Source organism: [Mycobacterium] fortunisiensis, assembly GCF_019050325.1.
Classification (GTDB): Bacteria; Actinomycetota; Actinomycetes; order Mycobacteriales; family Mycobacteriaceae; genus Mycobacterium; species Mycobacterium fortunisiensis.
In genome coordinates this window covers 298,097-322,844 of sequence record NZ_VOMB01000010.1, presented here as the reverse complement: position 1 = coordinate 322,844, position 24,748 = coordinate 298,097, and the positions used below count along the sequence as shown (strand labels likewise).

The window sequence follows — 24,748 nt, the reverse complement described above, 5'->3', positions numbered from 1 at the left end:
AAAGGACCTTGAAAGAGGAGGCCGCGATGCCGAACGATTTCCGCCGGGCACTGGCCGGCATCGGTACCGCCGCGGCGGTACTGGCGGTGCCGGCCGTGCTGAATGCCGCCCCGGCTCAGGCGGTCCCGCTGCCCGAATTCTGCGTGCCGCCCAAGCTGGTCGACGACGTCTGCACGGCGCGGCTGACCTCGGTGACAGCCGATGTCATCGACGGCACGATCACCGGGACGCCCGTGGACGGGACGGAGGCAGTCACCCTTGCCGGCCCCGAAGACGCGTATCTGAAGTCGGCCGGGTTCGGGGACGATCCGCCCGCACCCGTCCAAGAGTGGGACGCCGAGATCGACCGGGTGGGCGACCTCAACACCGACCCACCCGATCCCAATTGGTACGGCAACGCCAAGGCCAAGGTGTTTTTGCCCAGGACCCTCAATGACCTGGCCACCAAGTTTCCCCCCGACACCCTGCTGGTCCGGTTCACACTGGATGACACACGGGCAGACGCCCTGAAATTGGTGTCCATTCAGCCCACTCGTTAGACGAAAATCGGAGGTATGACGTCTGGGATGAGCCATCGCACCGCACTCGCACGCTTCCAGCGCGTGGTCGGGTTGTGGTACGTCGGCCAGGCCAGCGGCCCCGACGTCGTCCTGGCCGCGTGTGACCTGCTGGTGGCAGAGCTTGACGGCCAGGCACTGAGTGAACTTGCCGCCGTCCCCTTGGCGGATGCCGGCGGCGAAGTCCCCGAACTGCTCGAGCCAGTCCTTACCGACCTCGGGATTCCCTTCTACCCGCCCGCAAGCCCGGCTGCGGTGCACGCCGGCCTGATCGCGATGGCCACCGAAACCGTATTGGGCGCAATGGAACCGAGGGCACTGACCGCGTGGGCACACGAAACCTTCGGCCACCAAAACGAACTGACCGATGGCCTTGCGGACCTGGATGACATCTACGCTACGGCCGTCGCCGCGAACACCCGCCCCGAGGACATCGACGAAGATGTGATCGAAGAAGCGTGGCGGATCCTCGCGAGGGAGAACACCGGAGACCGCGCGTCATAACGGATCGAAACCGAAGAGCTGCACGGCCGCTGATTTTCCTTTCAGGACATGCGGTCCTCGCGCGGAAAGCCCGGCTGGGCGAGTGGCCACCGCGTCGACGGTCTGCTGGGTCAGCAAGATGGTGTCACCGGTGGTCTTGGTGAGCTGTTCCACGCGGGCTGCCACGTTGACGGCGTCACCGATCAACGTGAACTCCAGCTTGCCCGCGCCCCCGATGGTGCCCGCGATCACCACCCCGGTGTTGATCCCGATCCCGATCCGAAGCGCACCGTCGAATCGCTCATCGACAAGCCGCTGAATCAGCACGGCAGCGCACACCGCCGCATCCGCATGGCCCGCAAGCCCATTCGGAGCGCCGAACACCGCCAGCGCACCGTCACCGAGGAACTTGTTCACATGCCCACCCGCATCGACCACCGCGGGCACCACGATCTCGAACAGTGCGTTGAGCCGGGACACGGTGTCCTCGGCACTGTTGGCCTCGGCGAACGGTGTGAAATCGCGGACGTCGACGAACATCACCGTGACATCCCGCCGCTCGCCGGCGAACACGTCGTCACCCTGCTCGAGCAGCCGCGCGGCCAACGCCGGATCGACGTACGTTCCGAATGCCGCCTGAAGTCGTTGCCGCTCAGCCAAACCCGCCTGCATCCGGTTGAACGAGGCAGACAGGGCACCCAGGTCGTCATCCTGGACTACGGGCAGGCGCCGGCTGTAGTCACCGGCGGCTACCCGTTCGGTGCCCTCGGCAAGATCGCGGACCGGCCGCAGGAAGGGCGAGACCGTCATGACCGCGACCGGCCCGGCGATGAGCATCAGGACCGCCCCGATCCCGAGCGAGACGACCGGATCCTCGTGGGCCCGAGTGATCACCGACGCCAACAGCGCCGCACCGACGGCGAAGCCGAAAGCCATCGCGAGCATGGTGATGTTGGACCACGCGGCGAAGGTGGGGTGCGACCGGGGCAGCGCGTCGCCCATCGCGGTATCACCGGCGATCGCGGCCCGAGCCGGACGCAGCGAACCTTCGGTGAAGCTGTGCACGCCGATCACCCCGGTGGCCGCGCCATACGCCGCTCCCACGATCCCGTATTGGACCAACCGCCACCCCGTCGCACCGGCCATGGTGGCCAGAATGATCCCCAGGCACGGCGCCCACAGCACGTCGGTGGCGAGCACCCGGACGATCGTCCGGCGCGCGTAGATGAAGGTAGCGCGCAGCGCCGCCACCGGATCCACCTCATGGCCCGCAGCCCACTTTTCGATCGGACGTAACCACTTCGAGCCGGGAAGCACGAACAGGTAGACCCGCACCAGCATGGCGACACAGGTGATGGCCACCGCCTCGGCGTAGCGGTCGGATCCTTCGAACGCGACGATGATCAACGGATAGGCGAGATAGACCGACAGACCCGCGAGGTAGACGAACGGGCAGATCGCCCAGGAGTACCTCGGCCCGCACCGATCCCACACCCACTGAAAGATCCGGTCCATGCCGAAACAAAACACCTTCGCCCTGGTGAGCGCGGGCGTTTCGGACTACTTGACCTTAGGTGCTGGGCTTGGTCCGGGTCTGCACCCGATCCTGCGCCAGCCCGGCGAGATGTTTGAGCGAGTTGTCCAGGTGCTCCCGGCCGAACGGCGGGAACTCGATGTTCTCCCGAATGGCCTGCGGTACCGCCGACCAGTCGTACGTCAGCGTGACCTCAGTCTTGTTGTCACCCAACGATTTCAGATCGTAACGCCAGATCCATCCGCCGAAGTCGAGAGTGGCGCCGCCGGCGCCTTGGCCCGGCAGCCACGCGATCGCGTGCGGCGGCTCGAACACCTCGACCCGGTTGGCCATCTCGTAGTGCATGCCGCCGTAGTTGTTGTGGTACATCGCCATCCGGAAGACCTGGCCGACGTCGGTCAGCCGCTTGCCGTCGAGCGACTCCCGCACCCAACCCGTGCCGTCGATCGCCTGATGGGTGGTCGGGTCGGCCAGCACCCCGAATACGGTCTCGGCCGGAGCATCGACGGTGCACGCGCTACTCATGGTTTCTTCGGTCATACCCGTACCGACCGGGGTCGGTTCAGAAACTCATCGTTGCAACTGGAAACAGAGTGATACGTCGGTTTCTGGAAAGGCATCACTCTCTTTGCAGACGGTTTCCAGAGTTACTGGACCGATCGGCTCATGACCGTCGCACTGGCAGCTAAATCAGCGCGCCTTGTCGGCCCCGGCGGCTATGCTGACCGCCAGCTGTGAGCACCACAGCTAACAGAGACAGGGATTACATGACGCAGCCAATAGCAGGTTGGTATCCAGATCCATCAGATCCGGGCCGCCAGCGTTACTTCGACGGCAAAGTTTGGACCGAACACTACGCGCCGGTCGGCCTACCGACACCTGCCGTTGGCCAACCTAAGCCGGGGATGTCCAGAGGGAAAAAGATCGGGCTCGGGGTAGGAGCCGGGTTCTTGGCGTTGGTCGCCATCGGCTCTCTAGGCGACAGCGAGAAGAGCGCCGAAACCAAGTCCGGCTCGACTAGTCCGATCGCTTCGTTGTCCGAGCCATCCACGTCCACTGCAAAACCCGTCGCAGACGCGGACGTGCCCGCTCCGGCAGGGGCCTCCGTTCGTGACGGCAAGTTCGAATTCCAGGTACTGGGCGTCGAACGGGGCGTGACACAGATCGCTGATGCGTTCTCGCCTGAGATCGCCAAGGGCGAGTTCTTCATCGTAAAGCTCCGCGTGACAAACATCGGTGATCAGGCCCGCAGTTTCTCAGCCACCAGCCAGAAGCTACTCATCAACGGCAACGAGTACGCGGCTACCAGCATCATGGACAACGGCTGGATGGAGGACATCAACCCCGGCTTGGGAATCGATACGCAGGCTGTATTCGATATCCCGCCGGGTGCGACTCCCTCGGCAATAGAGTGCCACGACTCGATGTTCTCGGGCGGAGCGCTGCTCGCGCTGAGCTGAAGCAGTCCAGCTCAACGAAAACACCCCCGGCCCAACAGGACCGGGGGTGTTCTACGTGACTACCTAGTGAGCGTGGCCGTGATGATGACCGTCGTGCTCGTCTTCCTCGGCGGGCTTGTCCACGACGGCCGTCTCGGTCGTCAGGATCATCCGCGCCACCGAAGCGGCGTTCAGCACCGCAGAGCGGGTCACCTTGACCGGGTCGACGATGCCCTCGGCGACCAGGTCACCGTAGGACAGCGTGGCGGCGTTGAAGCCCTGCCCGTTGGACTGCTCGCTGACCTTGTTCACCACGACCGAGCCGTCCAGGCCGGCGTTGGTGGCGATCCAGTACAGCGGGGCCGACAGCGCCGAGGCGAACACCGCGACGCCGAGGGCCTCGTCGCCGGAGACCTCACCGCGAAGCTTGTCGAGGGCCGCGCGGGCCTGCACGAGTGCCGCGCCACCACCGGTGACGATGCCCTCCTCGACAGCAGCCTTGGCCGCCGCGACGGCGTCCTCGACCGCTTCCTTGCGCTTCTTCAGGTCGGTCTCGGTGGCCGCGCCGACCTTGATCACCGCGACGCCGCCGGACAACTTGGCCAGCCGTTCCTGCAGCTTCTCCCGATCCCAGTCGGAGTCGGTGGTCTCGATCTCGGCCTTGAGCTGCTTGACCCGGTCGGCGACCGCGTCATTGGAGCCGCCACCGTCGACGATCACGGTGCTGTCCTTGTTGACCACCACGCGGCGAGCCGAGCCCAGCACGTCCAGGCCGACCTCGCGCAGCACCAGGCCCACGTCGGGATTGACCACCTGGCCACCGGTGACGATGGCGAGGTCATCCAGGAACGCCTTGCGACGGTCACCGAAGAACGGCGCCTTGACGGCCACGGCCTTGAGCGTCTTGCGGATGGCGTTGACCACCAGCGTGGACAACGCCTCGCCCTCGACGTCCTCGGCGATGATCAGCAGCGGCTTGCCGGATTCGGCGACCTTCTCCAGCAGCGGCAGCAGGTCGGGCAGCGAGCTGATCTTGTCGCGGTGCAGCAGCACCACCGCATCCTCGAGCACGGCTTCCTGCGAGTCGAAGTCGTTGACGAAGTAGGCCGAGATGAAGCCCTTGTCGAAGCCGACGCCCTCGGTGACCTCGAGCTCGGTGTTCAGGGTCGAGGACTCCTCGATGGTGACCACACCGTCGTGACCGACCTTGGTCATGGCCTCGCCGACCAGCTCACCGATCTGCTCGTCGCGCGAGGAGACCGTGGCGACCTGGGCAATGGCGGTCTTGTCCGAAACCGGGGTGGCCGCGGCCAGCAGGGCTTCCGACACGGCGTCGGCCGCCTTGCTGATGCCCAGACCCAGGGCGATGGGGTTGGCACCGGCGGCAACGTTGCGCAGGCCGGCCTTGACCAGGGCCTGCGCCAGGACGGTGGCAGTGGTGGTGCCGTCACCTGCGACGTCGTTGGTCTTGGTGGCCACCGACTTGACCAGCTGGGCGCCCAGGTTCTCGAACGGGTCTTCCAGGTCGATCTCACGAGCGATCGTGACACCGTCGTTGGTCACCTGCGGGCCGCCGAAGGCCTTGGCCAGCACCACATGGCGGCCCCGCGGGCCCAGGGTCACCTTGACCGCGTCGGCGAGCTTGTCGACCCCGGCTTCCATGGCCCGGCGCGCAGTTTCGTTGAATTCAATCTGCTTGCTCATAAGTCTCTTTCTGACTACCTAACGCATACCGCCCCGGAAACCACCCGTGCGGACACGGGGATCTCCGGGGCGGGACACAGGTGCTTACTTAGCGACGACAGCCAGCACGTCGCGGGCTGACAGGATCAGGTACTCCTCGCCGTTGTACTTGATCTCGGTGCCGCCGTACTTGCTGTAGATGACGGTGTCGCCCTCGGCAACGTCCAGGGGGATCCGCTTCTCGCCGTCCTCATCCCAGCGGCCGGGGCCAACTGCGACGACGGTGCCTTCCTGCGGCTTTTCCTTGGCGGTGTCGGGGATGACCAGACCGGAAGCGGTCGTGGTCTCGGCCGCGTTGGCCTGAACGAGGATCTTGTCCTCGAGTGGCTTGATGTTGACTGCCACGATGGAAGCCCTCCACTTGTTTGGGTATTGAGTCCCGGTGTACTCCGGGGCCCTCGGGTTAACCAGGTGTTCGGCATGCACCCGTCCCCCTCGCTCCGTCGTCGCGGGTGCCGGCGCTGGGGGGTTGGCCGCGTGCCACCTAGCACTCTATACAGGCGAGTGCTAGCACTCAAGGGTTGGGTTGTGCCTATTGCCCGAACTCGCCGAGGGCTGAACCAACCGACGGTTGCGCCGGCGGTTTTGGCGGCATAGACTCGAACATGTGTTCGATCAGTGTGGGGTTGATCCCGATGCCTCTGAGGGGGCGTTGGTTGATCAGCTGGCCGCGATGCAGCGCGCCGCTGCCGCGATCGCGGCCGGGCAGGTGCGGGTGACCGCACTGCTGGAGGCCAAACGTCATGCGCGGGAGGCGGCCGCGGGGGTGGCGGTGGCCCAGCGGGGCCGTGGTCTGGCCTCCGAGGTCGGGCTGGCCCGCAAGGCCTCCCCGTGGCATGGGGCCAAGTACCTGAAGATGTCGCGGATACTGGTCGAGGACATGCCCTACACGCTGGCCGCGTTGCAGTCGGGGCGGCTGACCGAGGCGCGGGCGATGATCATCGCCGACCAGGCCGCCTGCCTGGCACCGGCCGATCGGCGCGTGATGGATGCCGAACTGTGCGCCGATCCCGACGTGCTGGATGGTCTGGGCGACCGGAAGGTGGAGGCCGCGGCCGGGCGGGTGGCGATTCGGCTCGACCACGACGCGGTGATGGAGCGCATCAGCCGCCATCAGTGCGACCGTGCTGTCACCGCGCGGCCGGCCCCGCACGGCATGATGTACGTCACGGCGCTGCTGACCTCGGCCGAAGGCCTCACGGCCTATCAGGCGTTGCAGGCCGAAGCCGCTGCCGCCGCGGCGGCCTCGATCGCCGCCGGCGATGGATGCCAGGGGCGGGGCGCGTTGATGGCCGATGCCTTCTACCGACGCGTCACCGGCCGTGAGGTCGCCGCCGCGGTCCCGGTCGCGCTCAACCTGGTGGTCTCCGACGAAAGCTTGCTGGCCCACGGCCCCGACCCGGCGGTGTTGACCGGTTACGGCCCCATCCCCGCGGCGGTGGCCCGGCAGATGGCCTTGGCCGCACTGCTCGATCCCGAGGCCGAGGCCACGGTGCGCAAGCTCTACGCCGATCCGGCCACCGGCAACCTGGTCGCCCTGGAATCGGCCGCCCGGGCCTTCCCCAAAGGGCTGCGCTGGCTGATCGCGCTGCGTGACCAGCGCTGCCGCACCCCCTACTGCAACGCACCGGTCCGCCACATCGACCACATCACCCGCCACGCCGACGGCGGTCCGACCAGCGCCGGCAACGGCCAAGGCCTGTGCGAACGCTGCAACTACACCAAAGAACACCCCGGCTGGACCACCGCGACCGTCTACGACCGACACGGCCGCCACACCACCGAACTCACCACACCCACCGGCCGCACCTACCGAAGCACCGCACCCCCACTACCCGACGGGGCCCGAATCCTGACCAGCGACATCCACGTCGTGAAACTGCACCCTGCCGCATGAGCGGAGGGCTGACAACCGTCAGGCCAGGTCGATGTTCAGGTGCTCGGACACATCCCCGACCATCTCCACATCGACCGTGCGTTCGGTGAAGTACCAGCCGTTTTCGTCGCGGGCGAGCACGTCCGCGTAGCGCCCGACCACGATCGGCTGCAGCCGCACCGTCTCGGTGCTCTGCACGACGCAGAACGTCGAGCGGGCCGCAGCCCGGTCCCCGTCCAGCGCGACGATCGGGTTGAGCACCAGGTGCCGGGTTCGCGTGCGGTTGCCGTGGTTCGGGAACCGGCGGGTGGTGCGCGCGAACAACTTCGCGATGGCAGGCGCGCCCGCCACACCCATGAATGTGCCGCGCCCGAGCAATTCCCCGACCCCGTCGAAGTCCCCGGCGTCGATCAACTCGGCGTAGCGGTACAGCAGCTCGGTGATCTCCAGCTTGTCGGCCAGCTTCTCGGCCAGAGAGCTCACGCCACTTGGCCTTTGACCACCGGCAGACCCGGATCGCTGGCGGCATCCAACGGCGACGGTTCCGCCCCGGCGGCGATCAGGTGTGCCGCGAACGAGGCGATCATCGCACCGTTGTCGGTGCACAATCGCGGGCGCGGGACCCGCAGCGTCAGCCCGGCCGCCGCGCAGCGTTCCTCGGCCAGTTCGCGCAGCCTGGAGTTGGCCGCCACCCCGCCCGCGATCAGCAGGGTGGACACCCCGAGATCGGTGGCCGCGCGCACGGCCTTGGCGGTCAGCACATCGGCGACGGCTTCCTGGAAACCGGCCGCCACATCGGCCTGCGACGCCTCCGGGTGAGCCTCCACATAACGGGCCACCGCGGTCTTCAACCCGGAGAAGCTGAACACGTACGGGTCATCACGCGGGCCGGTCATGCCTCGCGGGAAGACGATGGCGTCGCGGTCCCCGGTGCAGGCCAGTTCGTCGAGCACCTTCCCGCCCGGATAGCCGAGGCCGAGCAGCCGGGCCACCTTGTCGTAGGCCTCCCCGGCGGCATCGTCGACGGTGCTACCCAGCTCGATGATCGGCTCACCCAGCGACCGGACGTGCAACAGGTGGGTGTGTCCGCCGGAGACCAGCAGGCCCACGCTCTCGGGCAGCGGCCCGTGGTCGTAGACGTCGGCGGCCAGGTGCCCACCCAGGTGGTTGACGCCGTAGAACGGGACGTTCCAGCCGGCCGCGTACGCCTTGGCCGCGGCCACCCCGACCAGCAGGGCACCGGCCAATCCGGGGCCGATGGTGGCGGCGACGACATCGGGACGCTCGATGCCGGCGGCGTCCAGGGCTCGCCGCATGGTCGGGCCTAGTGCTTCCAGGTGGGCTCGTGAGGCGATCTCGGGGACGACGCCGCCGTAGCGGGCATGCTCGTCGACGCTGGAGGCGACTTCGTCGGCGAGAAGCGTTACCGTTCCGTCTTCGGCGAGATCGGCGATACCGACACCGGTTTCGTCACAAGAACTTTCGATGGCCAGGATGATCATGTCGGGTCCCCTTGGGGAAGGCGTTGCATGGTGTAGGCGTCGGCGCCACTGACGCGGTAGTACCGCTTGCGCAGACCGATGTTGACGAATCCGGCGCTCTCGTACAGCCCGATGGCGGGCTCGTTGTCGGTCCGGACTTCCAGGAAAACCGTTCCACCGGAGGCGAATTCAAGTATGTCGTCGAGCAGCCGGCGACCGATGCCCTGCCCCTGGAAGTCGGGGTCGACGCCGATGGTGTGGATCTCGTACTCATATGGACGCATTCGGCCCAGCCGGGAGATGCCGGCGTAGCCGACCAGTCGTCCGTCGCTGCGCGCCGCGACGTAGTGGTTGTGCTTGGCGTCCAGCTCGGCCAGGAACGCCCGAGCCGGCCAGGGGTCGTCACCGGCGAACAACTTGGCTTCCAGCTCGGCACATCGGGCGGCATCGGCACGTGTCAACGCGTCGAAGACGATCATTTCCGCTCCGCCACAGCAGATTTGGGCACAGAGGATTTTGGCACCGTAGGTTTGGCGTCGGGCCGGCGCAGGTACAGCGGCACGAGCGGCTGCGGGTCACCCCAGTCGCCGACGGCGCGCACCAGGCCGTCCGGCGTCGGATACGCCACGTCCAGCCGCGCCAGGGCGAACAGCGCGGCATGCTCGGGCGAACCGGCAACCGCGGTCGAGGAATCCAGTGCGACATCAGCCGGCGCGTTGACTGCGGGGCCGTCGATCCGGACGCCATCGCGGTAGCGCGCCCAGTACACCTCACGACGCCGGGCATCGGTGACCACCAGCACGTCGTCGTCGGTGTGGATCCCGATCGCGTCGAGGCTGCACACCCCGTGCACCGGCACCCCCAGCGCGTGACCGAAAGCCGCCGCACTGGCCATCCCCACCCGCAGTCCGGTGAAAGGGCCGGGGCCGCAGCCGACGACGACGGCGTCGAGATCGGCGACGGTGAGTCCGGCATCGGACACCGCGCCCAACACGTTGGGTGTGAGCTGCTCGGCATGCGCCCGGGCATCCACGGTGACCCGTTCGGCGAGGGTGCGCACCGTGCCGTCGTCGTCGCGGCGGACCACGCCCGCGCTGACCGCCGGCGTGGCGGTGTCGATCGTCAACACGTTCATGGGGTGCTCCACTGCCAGATCACCGTGCGCGTCTCGGTCTCGGTATCGCGCTCGATGCGGATGTCCAGGTGATGGTCGGAGAGCCGTTCGGCCAATCCCTCGCCCCACTCGACCACCACCACGGCGTCGTCCAGGTCGGTGTCGAGGTCGAGCGCGTCGAGCTCACCCAGCAGATCCACCCCGGGGTGGTCGAGCAGCCGGTACATGTCCACATGCACCATGGCCGGCCGGCCGGGCTGCCGTGCCGGATGCACCCGGGCCAGCACGAACGTCGGTGAGACGACGGGGCCGTCGACGTCCATGGCCGCGGCAATGCCCTTGGCCATCACGGTCTTGCCCGCGCCCAGCGGACCCGACAGCACCACCACGTCGCCGGCCTTGAGCCCGGCGCCCAGCGTGGCGCCCAGCGCGATGGTGTCTTCGGTGGTGGCCAACTGCGCCGTCCCGGCGCTGAGCTCAGCCACGGAACCGGACCCGATCGCGTACCCGCCGGCCGAGCGTGATCAGTTTGGACGGGGTGGCCCGCTGCACCAGCCGGACCAGTGCGTCGTCGATCACCGCCGGCTCCTCAAGCTGAACGAGATGACCCGCTCCCCCGACGATCACCAGCTCGGAGCGGGGTAACTGTGCGGCCATGGCCTTTGAGTATTCCATCGGTGTGAGCAGGTCCCGGTCACCACAGGCGATCAGTGTCGGCACCGTGGCCAGCACCGGCAGGGCTGCGGCCTCGTCGTGAACCTCCAGCGCATGCAGGAATTCGACGAGCGTGGTGATCGGGGTGCCGTGCATCATCCGCTGCGAGAACGCGGCCACACTCGGGCTGACCGCCTCGTCACCGAAGGACGCGGCCCGCAGAATCGGCCCGATCGCCGAGCGGGCCGCACCGCGGGTACGGTGCAGCGCGCCCGGGGCGTAACGGGCCACGAACTGCACCGCCTCCAACGCCGGGTTGCGCAGGATCTCACCGAGCGGCGAGCGCGCCACCCCCTCGGCTGCCGAGGAAATCAGCGCGGCCCCCACGACCTGCTTCGGGTAGCGGTGCGGAAACTGCCGGGCATGCGACAGCACGGTCATGCCGCCCATCGAATGGCCGACCAACACCACGGGTCCCCGCGGAACCGTCACCGCCAGAACCGCTTCCAGATCACGGCCGAGCTGCTCCACGGTGTACGTCTCGGGCGGGGCCGCCCCGGACTGACCGTGACCGCGCTGGTCGTAGAACACCATCCGCACCTGCGGGCCCCACTGCTCGGCCAGCCGGGTGCGTTGAAAGTGGAACGCGCCCATCCGCAAACAGAACCCGTGGGCGAACACCACGGTCAACGGCGCATCGTTGGGGCCGACTTCGCGCACCGCCAACGGCACGCCGTCGGCGGTCGTCACCACCGAGCTCCGGTCGGCATCCAGGCGCTCGAAATCCTCGCCCGCATAAGGATCTTCATCGCGGCGTCGGGTCAGGGAACGCGCCACCGACATTCCCGCCACCGTGCCGACAGCGGTCAGCCCGGCGGCCCCGGCCAACCACTGCGCATTGCGACTCAACGCCGATGACCTGCCTGCAGATAGGTGCGGGTGATCCGGCCCCGGGGACTGGTGGCCACCTCGTAGTTGATGGTGCCGAGGAGTTCGGCCCAGTCCTGAGCGGTCTGCTCGCCCTGGGTGCCGGGGCCGAACAGGATCGCCTCGTCACCTTCGGTGACGTCGGTGGCGCCGGGCCCGAGGTCAACGACGAACTGGTCCATGCAGATCCGCCCCACCGCCGGCCGTCGTCGTCCGTTGATCAGCACCTCGATCCGCCCGCTCAAGGCACGGAAGATGCCGTCGGCATAGCCCACCGGCAGCAGCGCCAGCGTGGTATCCCGCTCGGCGACCCATTGGTGGCCGTAGGACACCCCGTCACCGGCATGAACCGAACGAACCAGCGCCACCGGGCATTTGAGGGTCATCGCCGGCCGCAAGCCCATCTGGCCACGCTCCGGTATCGGTGTGAGGCCATACACCGCGATGCCGGGCCGGACCATGTCGAAGGCCAGGTCCGGCCGGGTCATGGCCGCAGGCGAATTGGACAGGTGGGCGATCTCGAACACCACGCCCTGGACAGCGGCCTGCTCACGCATCGCGGTCAGCCGCTTGCCCTGCAGATCGTTGAACGAGTTGTCGGGGTCGTCGCCGTGCACCAGATGGCTCATGATGCCGCGGACCCGGATCGCACCGTCGGCCTGGGCGCGCCCCAGCGCGGTGATCATCGACGGGAAGTCGGCCGGGCTGATGCCATTGCGGCTCAGGCCGGTGTCGACCTTCACGCTGACGGTCGCGATGCGCCCGGTTTGGTGCACGGCCGCAACCACGTCGTCGAGCTGGTGCACCGAGGACACCGCGATCTGCACGTCCGCCTGCAGCGCGGGGGTGAAATCGGTGCCCGGTGGGTGCAGCCAGCACAGCACCGGGGCGGTGATCCCGGCGGCCCGCAGCGCCACCGCCTCGTCGATCGTCACCACGCCGAGTTCCCTGGCCCCGGCGGCCAATGCGGCCCTACTCACCTCGACGGCACCGTGCCCGTAGCCGTCGGCCTTGACCACCGCCATCACCTGGGCATTGCCGGCGTGTTCGCGCAGCAGGCGCACGTTGTGGTCGATCGCGCCCAGATCCACCATCGCGTGCGGCGCGGCGTCCGGGGTCAGCGAAGTCGGGAGTTCGGTCGTCTGCATGTCATATCACCGCCGACCATTGTCCCAGAGCGGCGGACGGCGGCGACTCTTCGGTGGCCGCTAGCCTTCGGGCGGCAGGTTGCCCCACGGCCCATAGGGGCCGTTCGAGCCGATTCCGACCGACGGGCTGGTGATCGGCGGCTCCGAATACACCTGCGCGTTGCCAGGCGTCTGACACACCACCGAACCGCCGTCATTGCGACAGCCGGCCGTGGGCTCTGCGAGCGCATTCGGCGCCATCGCGATACTCACCGCCGCCAGCGCACCGGCCATCACCGAGATCACAGTCCTGGTCACAGTGCACGCTCCTTCATCGTTGGTCTTTACTCCAGAGTTCCCGCCGGGCACGGCGGCGGCATTGGTGCTGGCCCCCAACCCGCACCCGGCCAGCCGGTACGCGGAGGAAAATGGGTGGCAACCGGGTTTTTCCATCCCAACCGTGGTGTGGCGGCCGGTCTGGAGGAGCAATGACGAGCCCAACGGCAGGCGGCGAGCGCGTGATCGTGGCCGGAGACGACGTGCTGTTCCGCGAAGGTCTGGCCTGCCTGCTCGGCCGCTGGGGTTTCGACGTCGTCGCGCAGGCCGGGGACGCCGCCCGGCTACTGCCGCTCGTGCGTACCACGACACCCGAACTCGTGGTGATCAGCATCCCGGTACCGTCTGATCGCCCAGACGAGTATCGGGCCGCCCAGTCGATCCGTGCCGAGTTCCCCGGCACCGGTGTGCTGGTGCTCTGTGCCCACGTCGAGGTGCAACACGCGATTGATGCGCTGTCCAGCGGCAGCGGAATCAGCTACCTGCTCAACAGCCGAGTCACCGACATCGAGGATTTCATCGACATCCTCAAGCACATCGCCAAGGGGGCGTGCATCGTCGGCCCCGCGGTGGCCCAGGCGCTGGTGTCGGCACGCCGGAATGGGGATCCACTGACCACCCTGAGCGCACGCGAACACGAGGTGCTGAGGCTGATGGCCGAAGGCCGTTCGAACACCGGCATCGCGCGGCGGCTGTACCTGGCCGAAGGCACGGTCGAAAAGCACGTGCACAGCATCATGAACAAGCTCGGGATCGCCGAGACCAGGGACGATCACCGCCGCGTCCAGGCCGTCATCGCCTTTCTGCACGGCCGTTGAGCTGCACCGCGGCCGATACCCGCGTCACCGCGCCGTCAGTGCGCGAACGGCTGTTGATCGTCGAACTGCCCCTGCGGTTTGAGCTCGTCGAGCTGCTTGAGCACCGTGATGGTGTCTTCCTTGAGCGCCCGCGCCAGATCGGCCGAAAACCCTTCCCGGACCACGACGCGAAGCACCACGACATCCTCCGCGCCGTCGGGCATGGTGTAGGCGGGCACCTGCCAGCCGTAGGCCCGCAACGCCTGGGACACGTCGAACTCGGTGTAGCCGGGATCGCCCTTCAACCGGAAACTGACCACCGGGATGGCCGAGCCGTCGGAGATCAGCTCGAAGTGCTCACTGTCGCGCAGCTCGTCGCCGAGCCAGCGGGCGGTCTGCGACAGGCAGTCCATCACCTGGCTGTAGCCGCCGCGCCCCAGCCGCAGGAAGTTGTAGTACTGACCGACCACCTGGTTGCCCGGCCGGGAGAAGTTCAGCGTGAACGTGGGCATGTCGCCGCCCAGATAGTTGACCCGGAACACCAGCTCCTCGGGCAGGTGTTCGGCGCTGCGCCACACCACGAAGCCGATGCCCGGATAGGTCAGGCCGTACTTGTGCCCGCTGACGTTGATCGACACCACCCGCGGCAGCCGGAAATCCCATTCCAGATCGGGATGCAGGAACGGCACGACGAACCCGCCGCTGGCCGCGTCGACGTGCACCGGAACGTCCACGCCGCCACCGGCCGCGAGCTGATCCAGTGCCGCACAGATCTCGGCGATCGGCTCCAGCTCACCGGTGTAGGTGGTGCCCAGGATGCCGACCACGCCGATCGTGTCCTCGTCGACCGCGTCGAGCACCTGCTGCGGGGTGATGACGTAACGGCCTTCGGCCATCGGCAGATAGCGCGGCTCGACGTCGAAGTAGCGGCAGAACTTCTCCCACACCACCTGAACGTTGGAGCCCATCACCAGGTTGGGGGTGCGCCCCTTCCAACCGTCCCCCACCCGGGCCCGCCACCGCCACTTGAGGGCCAGCCCGGCCAGCATCACCGCTTCACTCGAGCCGATGGTCGACACCCCGACGGCGCTGTTCGGGTCGTCGTCGCGAAGATCCTCGGCGTGGAAGAGGTCGGCGACCATGTTCACACAGCGCGCCTCGATGGCGGCGGTGGCCGGGTATTCGTCCTTGTCGATCATGTTCTTGTCGAACGTCTCGGCCATCAGCTTCTCGGCCTCGGGATCCATCCAGGTGGTGACGAACGTCGCCAGGTTGAGCCGCGAGCTGCCGTCGAGCATCAGCTCGTCGTGGATGAACCGGTAGGCCGCACCGGGTTCCATCGCATCATCGGGCAGCCGCAGCGACGGGACCGGCGCCATCGCCAACCGGCCGGTGTAGGCCGGCGCGATGTGCGGGGTGCGGGGATGTTTGTGCGGCATAACGATCCTTTCGATGGCAGCTTGGCTTCGTCACAACTGGGCTTCGTCACAATCGGGCAATCGCGGCGCGGACGTGGGCCAGGATCCGCGACGCCGAGGTCGGCGTCGGGCTGGGGCCGGGATCGGCGGCCGACAGGTTGGCAGCCCGGGCATGCACGAAGTCGGCGGCAGCGGCGGCTTCTCCGGCGGGCAGCCCAGCGGCCAGCAGCGCGCCGATGATGCCCGACAGCACGTCACCGGACCCGGCGGTGGCGGCCCAGGATTGCCCGGCCGGGCTCAGGTAGGCGTGGCCGTCCGGTTCGGCGATGACGGTGACATTGCCCTTGAGCAGTACCGTGGCACCGAGACGTTGGGCCAGAGCGCGGGCGGCGGCCACCCGGTCGGTGCCGACGGGCGCACCGGCCAGCCGTTCGTATTCCCCGGCGTGCGGGGTCAGCACGGTCGGCGCGCTGCGCCCGGCGAGCAGGTCGGGTTCGGCGGCCAGCAGGGTGAGCCCGTCGGCGTCGACGATCACCGGAACCTCCGATCCGAGTGCGAATCGCAGGGTGTCCTCGGCGGTTGCGTCGGTGCCCAGTCCCGGCCCGACAACCCAGGCCTGCACCCGGCCGGCCTGCTGCGGGCTGGGCGCGGCGACCACCTCGGGCCAGCGCGAAAGAACCTGTGCGGCAGCACTTCCCACATAGCGCACCATCCCGGAGGTGGCAGCCACCGCGGCGCCGGCGCTGAGCACAGCCGCACCCGGATAGGCAGCCGAGCCGGACAGCACGCCCGTCACACCCTGGGTGTACTTGTCATCGCGCCGGCCCGGTGCCGGCCAGCGGGCCTTCACCTCGGCGGCATCGAAGCCGGCCAGGTCGGTCGGCGCCAGGTCCAGGCCGATGTCGACGAGTTCGACCCGGCCGCATTCACCCAGTGCGTGTACGGGTTTGAGCCCACCGAACGTGACGGTCAGCGCGGCCGTGACGTGCGCGCCGTCGGCGGCACCGGTCTGCACGTCGAGACCACTGGGAATGTCGACGGCGACCACCGGCGCGGTGGCGGCCTCGAACACCGCCGCGGCGTGGGGACGCAGTGGGCCTCGTCCGGAGATGCCGACGACACCGTCGATCACCAGATCGGTTGTGGCCGCGACACTCTGCACCACCCGGCCGCCTGCTGCGCGGAACGCGGCCAGCCCCTTGGCGTGGGTGCGTTCGGGGTTGAGCAGCACCGCATCTGCGGCGGCGCCGCGCCGGCGCAGGAAGGTCGCCGCCCACAAGGCATCGCCACCGTTGTCGCCGGAACCCACGACCGCGCACACCCGCCGCCCGGCCACCCCTCCAGTGCGCAGCTTCAGTTCGGCAGCGATCGCCGTCGCCAAACCGTAGGCGGCGCGCCCCATCAACACGCCGTCGGGCAACGAAGCCAGCAACGGCGCTTCGGCGGCACGGATCGCATCGGCCGAGTAGTAGTACCGCATCAGCTCCCGCCCCGCTCCAGTTGTAACCGCGCGCCAACAGGTTACGTGTGTTTGCTGTCGGGCGTCACCGAATGCGACGTCACGGCTGCCGGCGCCGGTCAGCCGCAGCGGTCCCCGGGGTGCATGCCCGACATGAGCAGCGCCAGCCCGAACTCGAACCGTGCATCGAAGTCCAGCAACTGCTCGACGGGACTGGACGCGAGGTGCTGGTAGTCCCCGGCGCGAACCACGCCTTCGAGCATCTCGGTCTCGCCGCCGGCGGCGCCCTGCTGCTCAAGGACTTCGCCGAGGACGTAGCAGAACAGTGAGCTCGCTGCCCACAAGGCGCGTTCACCCGTGAGGCCACCGGCTTGGACACCGCCGACGAGCGTGTCGACGAAAGTCAGGTTGGCCCGCTTGGCGGCGTAGTTGCCGCCGACGATACGGGCTCCGTCACGCTGTGCCAGCAGCGCCGAACGCAGGCCCGCGGCAAGGCTTTTGACGCGAGTGCTCCACTGCGGATCGGCAGTCTCGGCGTTATCGAGCGCCTTCGCCAGAATCGCCTCGGCCATCTCGTCGATCAGGGCATCCTTGCCGTCGACCAGCCGATAGATCGTCGGCAGATGCGCACGCAGCCGGTCGGCCAGCCGGCGCATCGTCAGCGCTTCCAGCCCGCCCTCGTTGACCAGCGCCAGGGCTTCGGTGACCACGCGGTCCACCGAGAGGTTGGCCAGCGCCACGCGATCGCGGCCAGTCGAGGCGGTTGACACGTTAACGATGTTAACACTACGCTCCGACCTGCAATTAACATTGTTAATAACCGAGGAGGGCGGAAGTGGCAAGCGAACTGACAGCCGACGAGATCGGCGTCGCCGTCCGCCAACTCCGATGGGAGGCCGACGGTGTGGTGTCCGTGCAACTGCAGCCGCGATCCGGCGAGCTGCTGCCGGCGTGGGAGCCAGGCGCCCACATCGATCTGCTCCTGCCGACCGGCATCCGGCGCCAATACTCGTTGTGCGGGCCGGTCGGTGAGCGGTCGTACTACCGCATCGGGGTACGGCGGGAACGCACCAGCCGCGGCGGCTCCGAGTATGTGCACGCTTTTTTGCGACCAGGACAACAACTTACGGTTACCGGACCGCGGAATACCTTCGAGCTTCATCGGGCCACTTCATATGTGTTCGTGGCCGGCGGAATCGGCATCACCCCCATCCTCCCGATGATCCGCCGGGCCGAGTCCTGGGGCCTGGATTGGAAACTGCTCTACGGCGGGCACACCGCGGCCGCTATGCCCTTCGCGGACGAACTCTGCGAATACGGAACCCGCGTCGACTTCTATGCCTCTGATACCGACGGCCGTATCCCTGTTGGTGAGTACTTCGCTGACGTCCAGCCCGGCGCGAAGATCTATGCGTGTGGCCCCTCGGCGCTGCTGTCGGCACTTCAGGACGCCACCGCCCATTGGCCGGCCGACAGTCTGCATCTCGAGCGCTTCAAGCCCCGCCAGCGGGCGGCATCCGCCGAAGACAAGCCGGTCGAAGTGGTGTGCGCAGCGTCCGGAAAGACGGTCAACGTCGAAGTGGGCCAGAGCATTCTCACCGCGATTGAGGGCGCCGGGATCAACGTGCCATCGTCGTGCCGGTCCGGGATCTGCGGCGCCTGTGAGACCGCCGTCATCGAGGGCGTGCCCGACCACCGCGACGACATCCTCTCGGGGTCCGAGCGCACCGCCAACGATCGCATGTTCATCTGCGTTTCCCGGGCACAAACTCCCCGGCTGGTTCTCGACGTCTAGGGATTCGATGATGAAAACCACAAGCACAGCAGCAGACTCGTACTCCCCGATCTCCATGGAGCGCGTCAGGGAGATCGTTGGGTACCCCGAGCGGTTCATCGCGGAGAAGAAGGAGCCGAGACTCGGTGAGTTCTCGGCGCGGTTCATCGCACACAGTCCGTTCTTCTGCATGGCCACCGTGGGTGCCGACGGTCAATTGGACACCAGCCCGCGCGGGGACCCACCGGGGTCGGTGCGGATCCTCGACCCGTGGACGCTCGCCATCCCCGACCGGCCGGGCAACAAGCTCGCCGACACCCACGAGAACATCACCACACATCCCGCGGTAGGGCTGGTCTTCTTCGTACCGGGCATCCGTGAGGTGATCCGGGTGAACGGGGACGCATTCGTCACCGACGACCCGGAGCTACTCGAAATGCTCAGCGCCGACGGTAAACCCGCGGTGCTGGCCACCATCGTGCGCATTCGCGAAGTGTTCGGGCAGTGCGGCAAAGCCGTGATCCGGGCCAAGCTCTGGGAAGGCGACAGCCGGGGACTGGCCGACGCCGTGACACTGGGCGGGGACTTCTACACCCTCTCGATCACCGAAAGCGCGGCGAAGATGGCCGACAAACTCGGCGACCTGGCCGGCTCACTTCACGCCGTGATCGACGATCACTACGAAAACGAGCTGTATTGACTCACTCTCGGCTGTCGACCTCGCCCCAGAAGCGCCCCGTCCGTTCGGCGATCTCGTCCGGGTATTCGCCGTTGATCGCATGGGAGGCAGCGGACCACAGTTCGACCTGACCGCGGGGCAACAGCGCGCGCGCCCGCGCCTCGGCGCGCTGCGGGTGGAGCATGACGCTGCGGCCGGCGATCAACGCCAGCACCGGCACGTCGAGACCCCGCAGCCGCTCATCGGTGAACAGTTTCGGCGTCGGTGTGCGCAGCGTGAAATCCCTGGAGCCAGCCGAGATCAACGCGGCTTCGATCGCGGCAGCGTCCATGTCGGCGCCACCGGATATCCAGCTCAGCACCCGCAGGCGCCAACGTTCGGGGACACCCGGCGCGAGCAACGCCACAGAGGCGAGTATCGCCTTGGCGGTGACACCGGTGAAGGTGAACACCGGATCGAGCAAGGTCAGCGATGCGATTCGCCCCGGCCGCTGCACCGCACAGTTCGTGGCGGTCCAGCCGCCCATGGACACACCGAGCAGGTGCGCTTTGCCCAGACCCAAACCGATCAACGCCTCGTCGAGCCAGTGGGCTTGATCCGACCCACTCTGAATCACCTTGTGCTGCACCGACAGACCGGCCTCACCGAGCAGGTCGATGCCATAGACGGTGCGGTGTTCCAGCAGCGGCCCCAGGTTGGTGCGGTACATAGGGGTCGAGGCGTTGCGGCCGGGCAACAACACCACCGGCGCCCCGGTGTCCGGTCCGGCGAACCGATAGGCCCGGACGGTGCCGAACGTTGTTGGCACGTCGAAGAGTTCGAAGGGCGGCAGGGTTGCCATACCGGCCCGGTAGGTGGCCAGGAAGTGCTCGAACGCCGCCTCGGAGGCGAAGGCCCCGAGTCCACTTCGGTCCCACCTGCCGGCGATGTTGACCCGTGGAACCCGCAGATCCATCAGACCGCGAGCGCTATTCCACCGTGACGGACTTGGCCAGGTTGCGTGGCTTGTCCACGTCGTAGCCGCGGGCACGGGCCACTCCGGCGGCGAACACCTGCAGTGGGATCGTCGACAGCAACGGCTGCAAAAGGGTTGGTACCGCGGGCACTTCGATCAGGTGATCGGCGTAGGGCCGGACGGTGTCGTCGCCTTCCTCGGCGATGACGATCGTGACGGCGCCGCGGGCCTGGATCTCCCGGATGTTCGAGAGCAGCTTGGCGTGCAGCATCGCCGCGTTCTTGGGTGAGGGCATCACCACGATCACCGGCAGGTCGTCGTCGATCAAGGCGATCGGACCGTGCTTGAGCTCGCCGGCGGCGAAGCCCTCGGCGTGCATGTAGGCCAGCTCCTTGAGCTTGAGCGCGCCCTCCAAGGCCACCGGGTAACCGACGTGGCGGCCCAGGAACAGGATCGTGGGCGATGTCGCGAACCGCTGCGCCAGTTGGAACACCGGCTCGATCCCGGCCAGCACTCGGCCCACCCGCTCGGGCATGGCTTCCAGCTCGCGGTACTCGCGCTCCACCTCGTCGGGGTACTTGGTGCCACGGGCCTGCGCCAGGGCCAGCCCCACCAGGTAGTTCGCCGCGATCTGAGCCAGGAACGTCTTGGTGGCGGCCACGCCGATCTCCGGCCCGGCCCGGGTGTAGAGCACCGCGTCGGCCTCACGCGGGATCTGGCTGCCGTTGGTGTTGCAGATCGCCAGCACTTTGGCCTTCTGCGTCTTGGCGTGCCGCACTGCCTCGAGCGTGTCGGCCGTCTCGCCGGACTGCGAGATGGCGATCACCAGCGTGCTGCGGTCCAGCACCGGGTCGCGGTACCGGAATTCACTCGCGAGTTCGACCTCGACGGGCAGCCGGGTCCAGTGCTCGATGGCGTATTTGGCCAGCAGGCCGGAGTGGTAGGCGGTGCCGCAGGCGACGATGAAGACCTTGTCGATCTCGCGCAGTTCCTGGTCGGAGAGGCGCTGCTCGTCGAGCACGATGCGGCCGTCGACGAAGTGCCCCAGCAGGGTGTCGGCGACCGCGGCGGGCTGCTCGGCGATCTCCTTGAGCATGAAGTAGTCGTAGCCGCCCTTTTCGGCAGCGTCCAGATCCCAGTCGATGTGGAATTCCCGGTAGTCCCGGCCGGCCTGCAGATCGTCGCGGCCGAAGAAGTCGGTGATCCGGTAGCCGTCGGCGGTGAGCACGACGGCCTGGTCCTGGCCCAGTTCCACGGCGTGCCGGGTGTGCTCGATGAACGCCGCCACATCGGAGCCGACGAACATCTCACCGTCGCCGATCCCGACCACCAGCGGGGTGGACCGGCGGGCGGCGACCATCGTGCCCGGATCGTCGGCGTTGGCGAAGACCAGCGTGAAGTGGCCCTCCAGGCGCTGGAGCACGGCCAGAACGGAGGCGGGAAAGTCCCCGGCGGTCGCCCCGTCGCGGTACTGACGGGACACCAGGTGCACGGCCACTTCAGAGTCGGTGTCGCTGGCGAACTCGACCCCGTCGGCTTCGAGCTCGGCCCGCAGCACCGCAAAGTTCTCGATGATGCCGTTGTGGACGACGGCGATCTGGGCGGCCGCGTCACGGTGCGGGTGGGCGTTGCGGTCGGTGGGCCGGCCGTGGGTGGCCCACCGGGTGTGCCCCAGGCCCGTCGTACCGGTCAGCACGCCGTCGTCGGTCTCGGCGAGGGCGGATTCCAGGTTGGCCAGCCGCCCGGCGCGACGGCGTACCGTCATCCCGCCGTGGCCGTCGAGCAGCGCGATCCCGGCGGAGTCGTAGCCCCGGTATTCCATCCGGCGCAGCGCGTCGACCACGATGCCGCGGGCCGGGCGCGCCCCGACGTAGCCGACGATTCCACACATAGGGTCCCAGGGTAGTGCAGTCGGCCGATTGGCCCGATTTGCCTGGGCGCAGATCCGGCACCCTGCGCTACGGTCAACGCGTGGCCAGCACAAAGAAGCTTTTCGGACGGTTGACCCGGCGCGGACCGCACAAGGTGCTGCGCGGCGACCTGGCTTTCGCCGGCATGCCGGGCGTGGTGTACACGCCGGAATCCGGCCTGAACCTGCCCGGCGTGGTCTTCGGTCACGACTGGATGGCCCAGGCCGGTAACTACACGCGCACCCTGGAACACCTGGCGTCCTGGGGCATCGTGGCCGCGGCCCCCGACACCGAAAAGGGGTTGGCGCCCTCGGTGCTCAATTTCGCGTTCGACCTGGGCGCGGCCCTCGAGATCATCACCGGGGTGCGGCTGGGGCCGGGCAAGATCAGCGTGCACCCGGGCAAACGCGCCGTGGTGGGACACGGCTTCGGCGGTTCGGCCGCGGTGTTCGCCGCCGCCGGGATGTCCGGCGATGTGCACCGGCCGAAGGCGGTGGTGTCGCTGTTCCCGACGGTGACCACGCCGGCGGCCGAGGAACCGGCGGCGACGCTCCAGGTGCCCGGCCTGGTGCTGACGGCGCCGGGCGATCCGATGACGCTGCGTTCGAACGCTGTCGAGTTGGCCCGGGCCTGGGACGGTGCCACGCTGCGCACGGTCAGCAAGGCCAAGGCCGGCGGTCTGGTCGAGGGCCGCCGGTTGGCCCGTTTCGTCGGACTGCCCGGGGCCGACCGCGACACCCAGAAGACGGTGCGGGGGCTGCTCACGGGGTACCTGTTGGCCGCGCTGGCCGGCGACAAGACCTATCGGGATTTCGCCGATCCCGACGCTGCCCTCCCCCACACCGAGCCCGCCGATCCGAATGCCGATCCGGTGGCGTTGGAGGACAAGGTCGTCGCGTTGCTCAAGCCGTAGCCGCGACGCTCCACCGTCTTCTGCCCATCGGCGCCGGCGATTCACCTAAACTAATTGCTCGACCAATATATTTGTGGCTGGAGCCATCTCGAGGGCGGAACCCGTGACCCCACTGCTGAACACTTCCTGGCGTCTGCACTCCAGACCTTCCGGCCTGGTCGAGCGCGACCACTTCGACGTCCGAACCGAACCGGTGCCGGAGCCGGCCCCCGGCCATGTCGTCGTCCGCAACATCTACCTGATGGTCCCGGCCTCGATGCGGATCTGGATGGACGCCGAGGACACCTATCTGCCGGCGCAACCGCTGGGTGAGGTGATGCGCGGCATCACGCTGGGTGTCGTCGAGCACTCCGAATCCGAACGCCTTCCGGTCGGCACCCATGTCACCGGAATGGGTGGCTGGCAGGAGTATTCGGTGGGACCTGAGCGCGCGTGGACGGCGCTGGATCCGCACCCGGACATCGGTTTGACCGCCTACCTCGGCGTGCTCGACCTGCAGGGGCTCACCGCCTACTACGGCCTCACCGATGTCGGTCGGCCCGCCGCCGGGGAGACCCTCGTCGTCACCGCCGCGGCCGGCAGCGTCGGCTCACTGGTCTGCCAGATCGGCAAGAAGCTCGGCCTGCGGGTGATCGGCATCGCCGGTGGGCCGGCCAAGTGCGCATGGTTGCGCGACTCCTGCGGCGTGGACGACGCCATCGATTACAAGGGCGAAGACGTCGCGGCCCGCCTCGACGAACTGTGCCCGGACGGCATCGACATCGCGTTCGAGAACGTCGGCGGACCGATCATGGACCTGATCATCGACCGGATCAACACCCATGCCCGAATCGCGTTGTGCGGCATGGTTTCCACCTACAACGGAAACGAGCAGACCGCGGGACGCTCGCTGATGAACCTGGTCAACAAGCGCGGCCGGATCCAGGGCTTCATCGTGCGCGATTACATGTCGCGCCGAGCGGAGTTCCGCGAGATCGTCACCCCGTGGCTGCTCGATGGCAGCCTGATCTACCGGGAGGAGTTCAGCACCGGCCTGCACAGCACCCCTGCGGCGATGAACCGGCTGGCGCGCGGACAGAACACCGGCCTCCAGTTCGTCCGCGTGACCAGCCCGGTCGACTAGACCTCCAAGGTACCCAAAGTGGTTCCCACCGCGTAGGTTTCGTCTTCGGCAGCCGAGCCGTAGCGCAATACCCCGGCGGTGGGCGCCGGAACGTCGGCGGACACCTTGTCGGTGCCGACGGTGTAGAGGTCCTCCCCCTCCTCCACGGTGGTGCCGTCGGGCACCAACCAGCCGAGGAAGGTCCCCTCGGTCATCGTCACGTCGAGCTTGGGCATCTTGATTTCCATGATGGTGCAGCCTTTCGGGGTTTCAGCAGTCGATGCGCAGCGCCAGCGCAGGGCAGGACTGCACTGCGGTGTGCGCCAATTGTTCGTGTTCGGACGGGATCTCGTCGACGAGCAGGTGGGCCTGACCGCTGTCACCGACCTCGAACAGGTCGGGGGCCAGCGCCTCACATATCCCGTTTCCGACACATCGGTCCTGATCGACGATCACCTTCATCGTTCGCA

Annotated in this window: 28 protein-coding genes; 9 read left to right on the top strand and 19 right to left on the bottom strand. The window is 67.8% G+C overall.

Features of this window, described 5'->3' with window-relative positions:
* Positions 1-26 precede the first annotated feature (26 nt).
* The gene (locus FR943_RS08265) at positions 27-539 is read left to right on the top strand and encodes a hypothetical protein (RefSeq protein ID WP_217155892.1); all 513 of its coding nucleotides are present in this window, start codon (positions 27-29) and stop codon (positions 537-539) included.
* Between the two features lie 27 nt (positions 540-566).
* A complete protein-coding gene (locus FR943_RS08260) occupies positions 567-1,061 on the top strand; it encodes a hypothetical protein (RefSeq protein ID WP_217155890.1) in 495 nt (164 codons plus the stop codon).
* Here FR943_RS08260 and FR943_RS08255 read toward each other — a convergent pair.
* Both FR943_RS08255 and FR943_RS08250 read right to left on the bottom strand, forming a co-directional pair.
* The gene (locus tag FR943_RS08255; RefSeq protein ID WP_217155888.1) at positions 1,056-2,555 is read right to left on the bottom strand and encodes an adenylate/guanylate cyclase domain-containing protein; all 1,500 of its coding nucleotides are present in this window, start codon (positions 2,553-2,555) and stop codon (positions 1,056-1,058) included. The two genes, FR943_RS08260 and FR943_RS08255, sit on opposite strands and share 6 nt — an antisense overlap.
* A gap of 55 nt (positions 2,556-2,610) precedes the next feature.
* Complete coding sequence (locus tag FR943_RS08250) at positions 2,611-3,114, bottom strand: SRPBCC family protein (RefSeq protein ID WP_217155886.1); 504 nt, start codon at positions 3,112-3,114, stop codon at positions 2,611-2,613.
* Positions 3,115-3,308: 194 nt separating this feature from the next.
* Between FR943_RS08250 and FR943_RS08245 the strand changes: the two genes are divergently transcribed.
* Positions 3,309-4,034, top strand: coding sequence for a DUF4352 domain-containing protein (locus tag FR943_RS08245; protein ID WP_308170501.1), 726 nt, complete (start codon positions 3,309-3,311; stop codon positions 4,032-4,034).
* A 63-nt stretch (positions 4,035-4,097) separates the two neighbouring features.
* Here FR943_RS08245 and groL read toward each other — a convergent pair whose 3' ends face one another.
* Positions 4,098-5,717, bottom strand: a complete 1,620-nt coding sequence (gene groL / locus FR943_RS08240) for a chaperonin GroEL (protein WP_217155884.1) — start codon at positions 5,715-5,717, stop codon at positions 4,098-4,100.
* 84 nt (positions 5,718-5,801) lie between these two features.
* The gene (groES, locus tag FR943_RS08235) at positions 5,802-6,104 is read right to left on the bottom strand and encodes a co-chaperone GroES (RefSeq protein WP_036390082.1); all 303 of its coding nucleotides are present in this window, start codon (positions 6,102-6,104) and stop codon (positions 5,802-5,804) included.
* Between the two features lie 259 nt (positions 6,105-6,363).
* On the opposite strand from groES, the gene FR943_RS08230 reads away from it, so the two are divergent.
* The gene (locus FR943_RS08230) at positions 6,364-7,653 is read left to right on the top strand and encodes an HNH endonuclease (protein ID WP_308170500.1); all 1,290 of its coding nucleotides are present in this window, start codon (positions 6,364-6,366) and stop codon (positions 7,651-7,653) included.
* A gap of 18 nt (positions 7,654-7,671) precedes the next feature.
* Here FR943_RS08230 and FR943_RS08225 read toward each other — a convergent pair whose 3' ends face one another.
* Genes FR943_RS08225 through FR943_RS08190 form a run of 8 tightly spaced genes read right to left on the bottom strand, consistent with a single transcriptional unit; the run spans position 7,672 to position 13,253 of the window.
* The gene (locus FR943_RS08225; RefSeq protein ID WP_217155972.1) at positions 7,672-8,106 is read right to left on the bottom strand and encodes a nuclear transport factor 2 family protein; all 435 of its coding nucleotides are present in this window, start codon (positions 8,104-8,106) and stop codon (positions 7,672-7,674) included.
* Between the two features lie 5 nt (positions 8,107-8,111).
* The gene (gene tsaD / locus FR943_RS08220; RefSeq protein ID WP_217155882.1) at positions 8,112-9,134 is read right to left on the bottom strand and encodes a tRNA (adenosine(37)-N6)-threonylcarbamoyltransferase complex transferase subunit TsaD; all 1,023 of its coding nucleotides are present in this window, start codon (positions 9,132-9,134) and stop codon (positions 8,112-8,114) included.
* Positions 9,131-9,592, bottom strand: a complete 462-nt coding sequence (rimI, locus tag FR943_RS08215) for a ribosomal protein S18-alanine N-acetyltransferase (protein WP_217155880.1) — start codon at positions 9,590-9,592, stop codon at positions 9,131-9,133. Before rimI ends, tsaD begins: the two co-directional genes overlap by 4 nt.
* Positions 9,589-10,248: a tRNA (adenosine(37)-N6)-threonylcarbamoyltransferase complex dimerization subunit type 1 TsaB gene (tsaB, locus tag FR943_RS08210; protein WP_217155878.1), complete on the bottom strand. Its 660-nt coding sequence runs from the start codon at positions 10,246-10,248 to the stop codon at positions 9,589-9,591. Before tsaB ends, rimI begins: the two co-directional genes overlap by 4 nt.
* Positions 10,245-10,712, bottom strand: a complete 468-nt coding sequence (gene tsaE, locus FR943_RS08205; RefSeq protein WP_217155877.1) for a tRNA (adenosine(37)-N6)-threonylcarbamoyltransferase complex ATPase subunit type 1 TsaE — start codon at positions 10,710-10,712, stop codon at positions 10,245-10,247. The genes tsaB and tsaE overlap by 4 nt, the downstream gene beginning before the upstream one ends.
* Positions 10,705-11,790: an alpha/beta fold hydrolase gene (locus tag FR943_RS08200; RefSeq protein WP_217155871.1), complete on the bottom strand. Its 1,086-nt coding sequence runs from the start codon at positions 11,788-11,790 to the stop codon at positions 10,705-10,707. Before FR943_RS08200 ends, tsaE begins: the two co-directional genes overlap by 8 nt.
* Entirely contained in the window at positions 11,787-12,956 is a 1,170-nt protein-coding gene (gene alr, locus FR943_RS08195; protein ID WP_217155869.1) for an alanine racemase, read from the bottom strand. The genes FR943_RS08200 and alr overlap by 4 nt, the downstream gene beginning before the upstream one ends.
* A 60-nt stretch (positions 12,957-13,016) precedes the next feature.
* Entirely contained in the window at positions 13,017-13,253 is a 237-nt protein-coding gene (locus tag FR943_RS08190; protein WP_217155867.1) for a hypothetical protein, read from the bottom strand.
* A 170-nt stretch (positions 13,254-13,423) separates the two neighbouring features.
* Here FR943_RS08190 and FR943_RS08185 point away from each other — a divergent pair, with 170 nt between their 5' ends.
* Positions 13,424-14,089: a response regulator transcription factor gene (locus tag FR943_RS08185; protein WP_217155865.1), complete on the top strand. Its 666-nt coding sequence runs from the start codon at positions 13,424-13,426 to the stop codon at positions 14,087-14,089.
* Positions 14,090-14,124: 35 nt separating this feature from the next.
* Here the strand turns inward: FR943_RS08185 and gad are convergent, their stop codons facing one another.
* From gad to FR943_RS08170, 3 genes are all read right to left on the bottom strand, one after another.
* Positions 14,125-15,507 carry a glutamate decarboxylase gene (gene gad, locus FR943_RS08180; RefSeq protein WP_217155863.1) on the bottom strand — a complete coding sequence of 461 codons (1,383 nt, stop codon included), beginning with the start codon at positions 15,505-15,507 and terminating at the stop codon, positions 14,125-14,127.
* Positions 15,508-15,553: 46 nt separating this feature from the next.
* Positions 15,554-16,966 (bottom strand): NAD(P)H-hydrate dehydratase, encoded by a 1,413-nt coding sequence (locus tag FR943_RS08175; protein ID WP_217155861.1) that lies wholly within the window; start codon positions 16,964-16,966, stop codon positions 15,554-15,556.
* 98 nt (positions 16,967-17,064) lie between these two features.
* Positions 17,065-17,715 carry a TetR/AcrR family transcriptional regulator C-terminal domain-containing protein gene (locus FR943_RS08170; RefSeq protein ID WP_308170499.1) on the bottom strand — a complete coding sequence of 217 codons (651 nt, stop codon included), beginning with the start codon at positions 17,713-17,715 and terminating at the stop codon, positions 17,065-17,067.
* Between the two features lie 65 nt (positions 17,716-17,780).
* Between FR943_RS08170 and FR943_RS08165 the strand changes: the two genes are divergently transcribed.
* Positions 17,781-18,740, top strand: coding sequence for a PDR/VanB family oxidoreductase (locus FR943_RS08165; protein WP_217155860.1), 960 nt, complete (start codon positions 17,781-17,783; stop codon positions 18,738-18,740).
* Positions 18,741-18,750: 10 nt separating this feature from the next.
* Positions 18,751-19,419, top strand: coding sequence for an MSMEG_1061 family FMN-dependent PPOX-type flavoprotein (locus FR943_RS08160; RefSeq protein ID WP_246584906.1), 669 nt, complete (start codon positions 18,751-18,753; stop codon positions 19,417-19,419).
* 1 nt (position 19,420) lies between these two features.
* Here FR943_RS08160 and FR943_RS08155 read toward each other — a convergent pair whose 3' ends face one another.
* Complete coding sequence (locus tag FR943_RS08155; RefSeq protein WP_217155851.1) at positions 19,421-20,353, bottom strand: alpha/beta fold hydrolase; 933 nt, start codon at positions 20,351-20,353, stop codon at positions 19,421-19,423.
* A gap of 13 nt (positions 20,354-20,366) precedes the next feature.
* Positions 20,367-22,244: a glutamine--fructose-6-phosphate transaminase (isomerizing) gene (gene glmS, locus FR943_RS08150; RefSeq protein ID WP_217155844.1), complete on the bottom strand. Its 1,878-nt coding sequence runs from the start codon at positions 22,242-22,244 to the stop codon at positions 20,367-20,369.
* An 80-nt stretch (positions 22,245-22,324) separates the two neighbouring features.
* On the opposite strand from glmS, the gene FR943_RS08145 reads away from it, so the two are divergent.
* Together FR943_RS08145 and FR943_RS08140 are read left to right on the top strand one after the other, a co-directional pair.
* Positions 22,325-23,176 (top strand): dienelactone hydrolase family protein, encoded by an 852-nt coding sequence (locus FR943_RS08145; protein WP_217155843.1) that lies wholly within the window; start codon positions 22,325-22,327, stop codon positions 23,174-23,176.
* A gap of 103 nt (positions 23,177-23,279) precedes the next feature.
* Positions 23,280-24,299 carry an NADP-dependent oxidoreductase gene (locus tag FR943_RS08140; RefSeq protein WP_217155841.1) on the top strand — a complete coding sequence of 340 codons (1,020 nt, stop codon included), beginning with the start codon at positions 23,280-23,282 and terminating at the stop codon, positions 24,297-24,299.
* Here FR943_RS08140 and FR943_RS08135 read toward each other — a convergent pair.
* Positions 24,296-24,526: a biotin/lipoyl-containing protein gene (locus FR943_RS08135; RefSeq protein WP_217155840.1), complete on the bottom strand. Its 231-nt coding sequence runs from the start codon at positions 24,524-24,526 to the stop codon at positions 24,296-24,298. The two genes, FR943_RS08140 and FR943_RS08135, sit on opposite strands and share 4 nt — an antisense overlap.
* A gap of 22 nt (positions 24,527-24,548) precedes the next feature.
* Positions 24,549-24,740 carry a ferredoxin gene (locus FR943_RS08130; protein WP_217155838.1) on the bottom strand — a complete coding sequence of 64 codons (192 nt, stop codon included), beginning with the start codon at positions 24,738-24,740 and terminating at the stop codon, positions 24,549-24,551.
* Positions 24,741-24,748 lie beyond the last annotated feature (8 nt).

Bases quoted from the DNA above. Each gene is read 5' to 3' on its own strand.
- FR943_RS08265 (WP_217155892.1), top strand. From the start codon at position 27: ATGCCGAACGATTTCCGCCGGGCACTGGCCGGCATCGGTACCGCCGCG.
- FR943_RS08260 (WP_217155890.1), top strand. From the start codon at position 567: ATGAGCCATCGCACCGCACTCGCACGCTTCCAGCGCGTGGTCGGGTTG.
- FR943_RS08255 (WP_217155888.1), bottom strand. From the start codon at position 2,555: ATGGACCGGATCTTTCAGTGGGTGTGGGATCGGTGCGGGCCGAGGTAC.
- FR943_RS08250 (WP_217155886.1), bottom strand. From the start codon at position 3,114: ATGACCGAAGAAACCATGAGTAGCGCGTGCACCGTCGATGCTCCGGCC.
- groL (WP_217155884.1), bottom strand. From the start codon at position 5,717: ATGAGCAAGCAGATTGAATTCAACGAAACTGCGCGCCGGGCCATGGAA.
- tsaD (WP_217155882.1), bottom strand. From the start codon at position 9,134: ATGATCATCCTGGCCATCGAAAGTTCTTGTGACGAAACCGGTGTCGGT.
- rimI (WP_217155880.1), bottom strand. From the start codon at position 9,592: ATGATCGTCTTCGACGCGTTGACACGTGCCGATGCCGCCCGATGTGCC.
- tsaB (WP_217155878.1), bottom strand. From the start codon at position 10,248: ATGAACGTGTTGACGATCGACACCGCCACGCCGGCGGTCAGCGCGGGC.
- alr (WP_217155869.1), bottom strand. From the start codon at position 12,956: ATGCAGACGACCGAACTCCCGACTTCGCTGACCCCGGACGCCGCGCCG.
- FR943_RS08185 (WP_217155865.1), top strand. From the start codon at position 13,424: ATGACGAGCCCAACGGCAGGCGGCGAGCGCGTGATCGTGGCCGGAGAC.
- gad (WP_217155863.1), bottom strand. From the start codon at position 15,507: ATGCCGCACAAACATCCCCGCACCCCGCACATCGCGCCGGCCTACACC.
- FR943_RS08175 (WP_217155861.1), bottom strand. From the start codon at position 16,966: ATGCGGTACTACTACTCGGCCGATGCGATCCGTGCCGCCGAAGCGCCG.
- FR943_RS08160 (WP_246584906.1), top strand. From the start codon at position 18,751: ATGAAAACCACAAGCACAGCAGCAGACTCGTACTCCCCGATCTCCATG.
- FR943_RS08155 (WP_217155851.1), bottom strand. From the start codon at position 20,353: ATGGATCTGCGGGTTCCACGGGTCAACATCGCCGGCAGGTGGGACCGA.
- glmS (WP_217155844.1), bottom strand. From the start codon at position 22,244: ATGTGTGGAATCGTCGGCTACGTCGGGGCGCGCCCGGCCCGCGGCATC.
- FR943_RS08135 (WP_217155840.1), bottom strand. From the start codon at position 24,526: ATGGAAATCAAGATGCCCAAGCTCGACGTGACGATGACCGAGGGGACC.
- FR943_RS08130 (WP_217155838.1), bottom strand. From the start codon at position 24,740: ATGAAGGTGATCGTCGATCAGGACCGATGTGTCGGAAACGGGATATGT.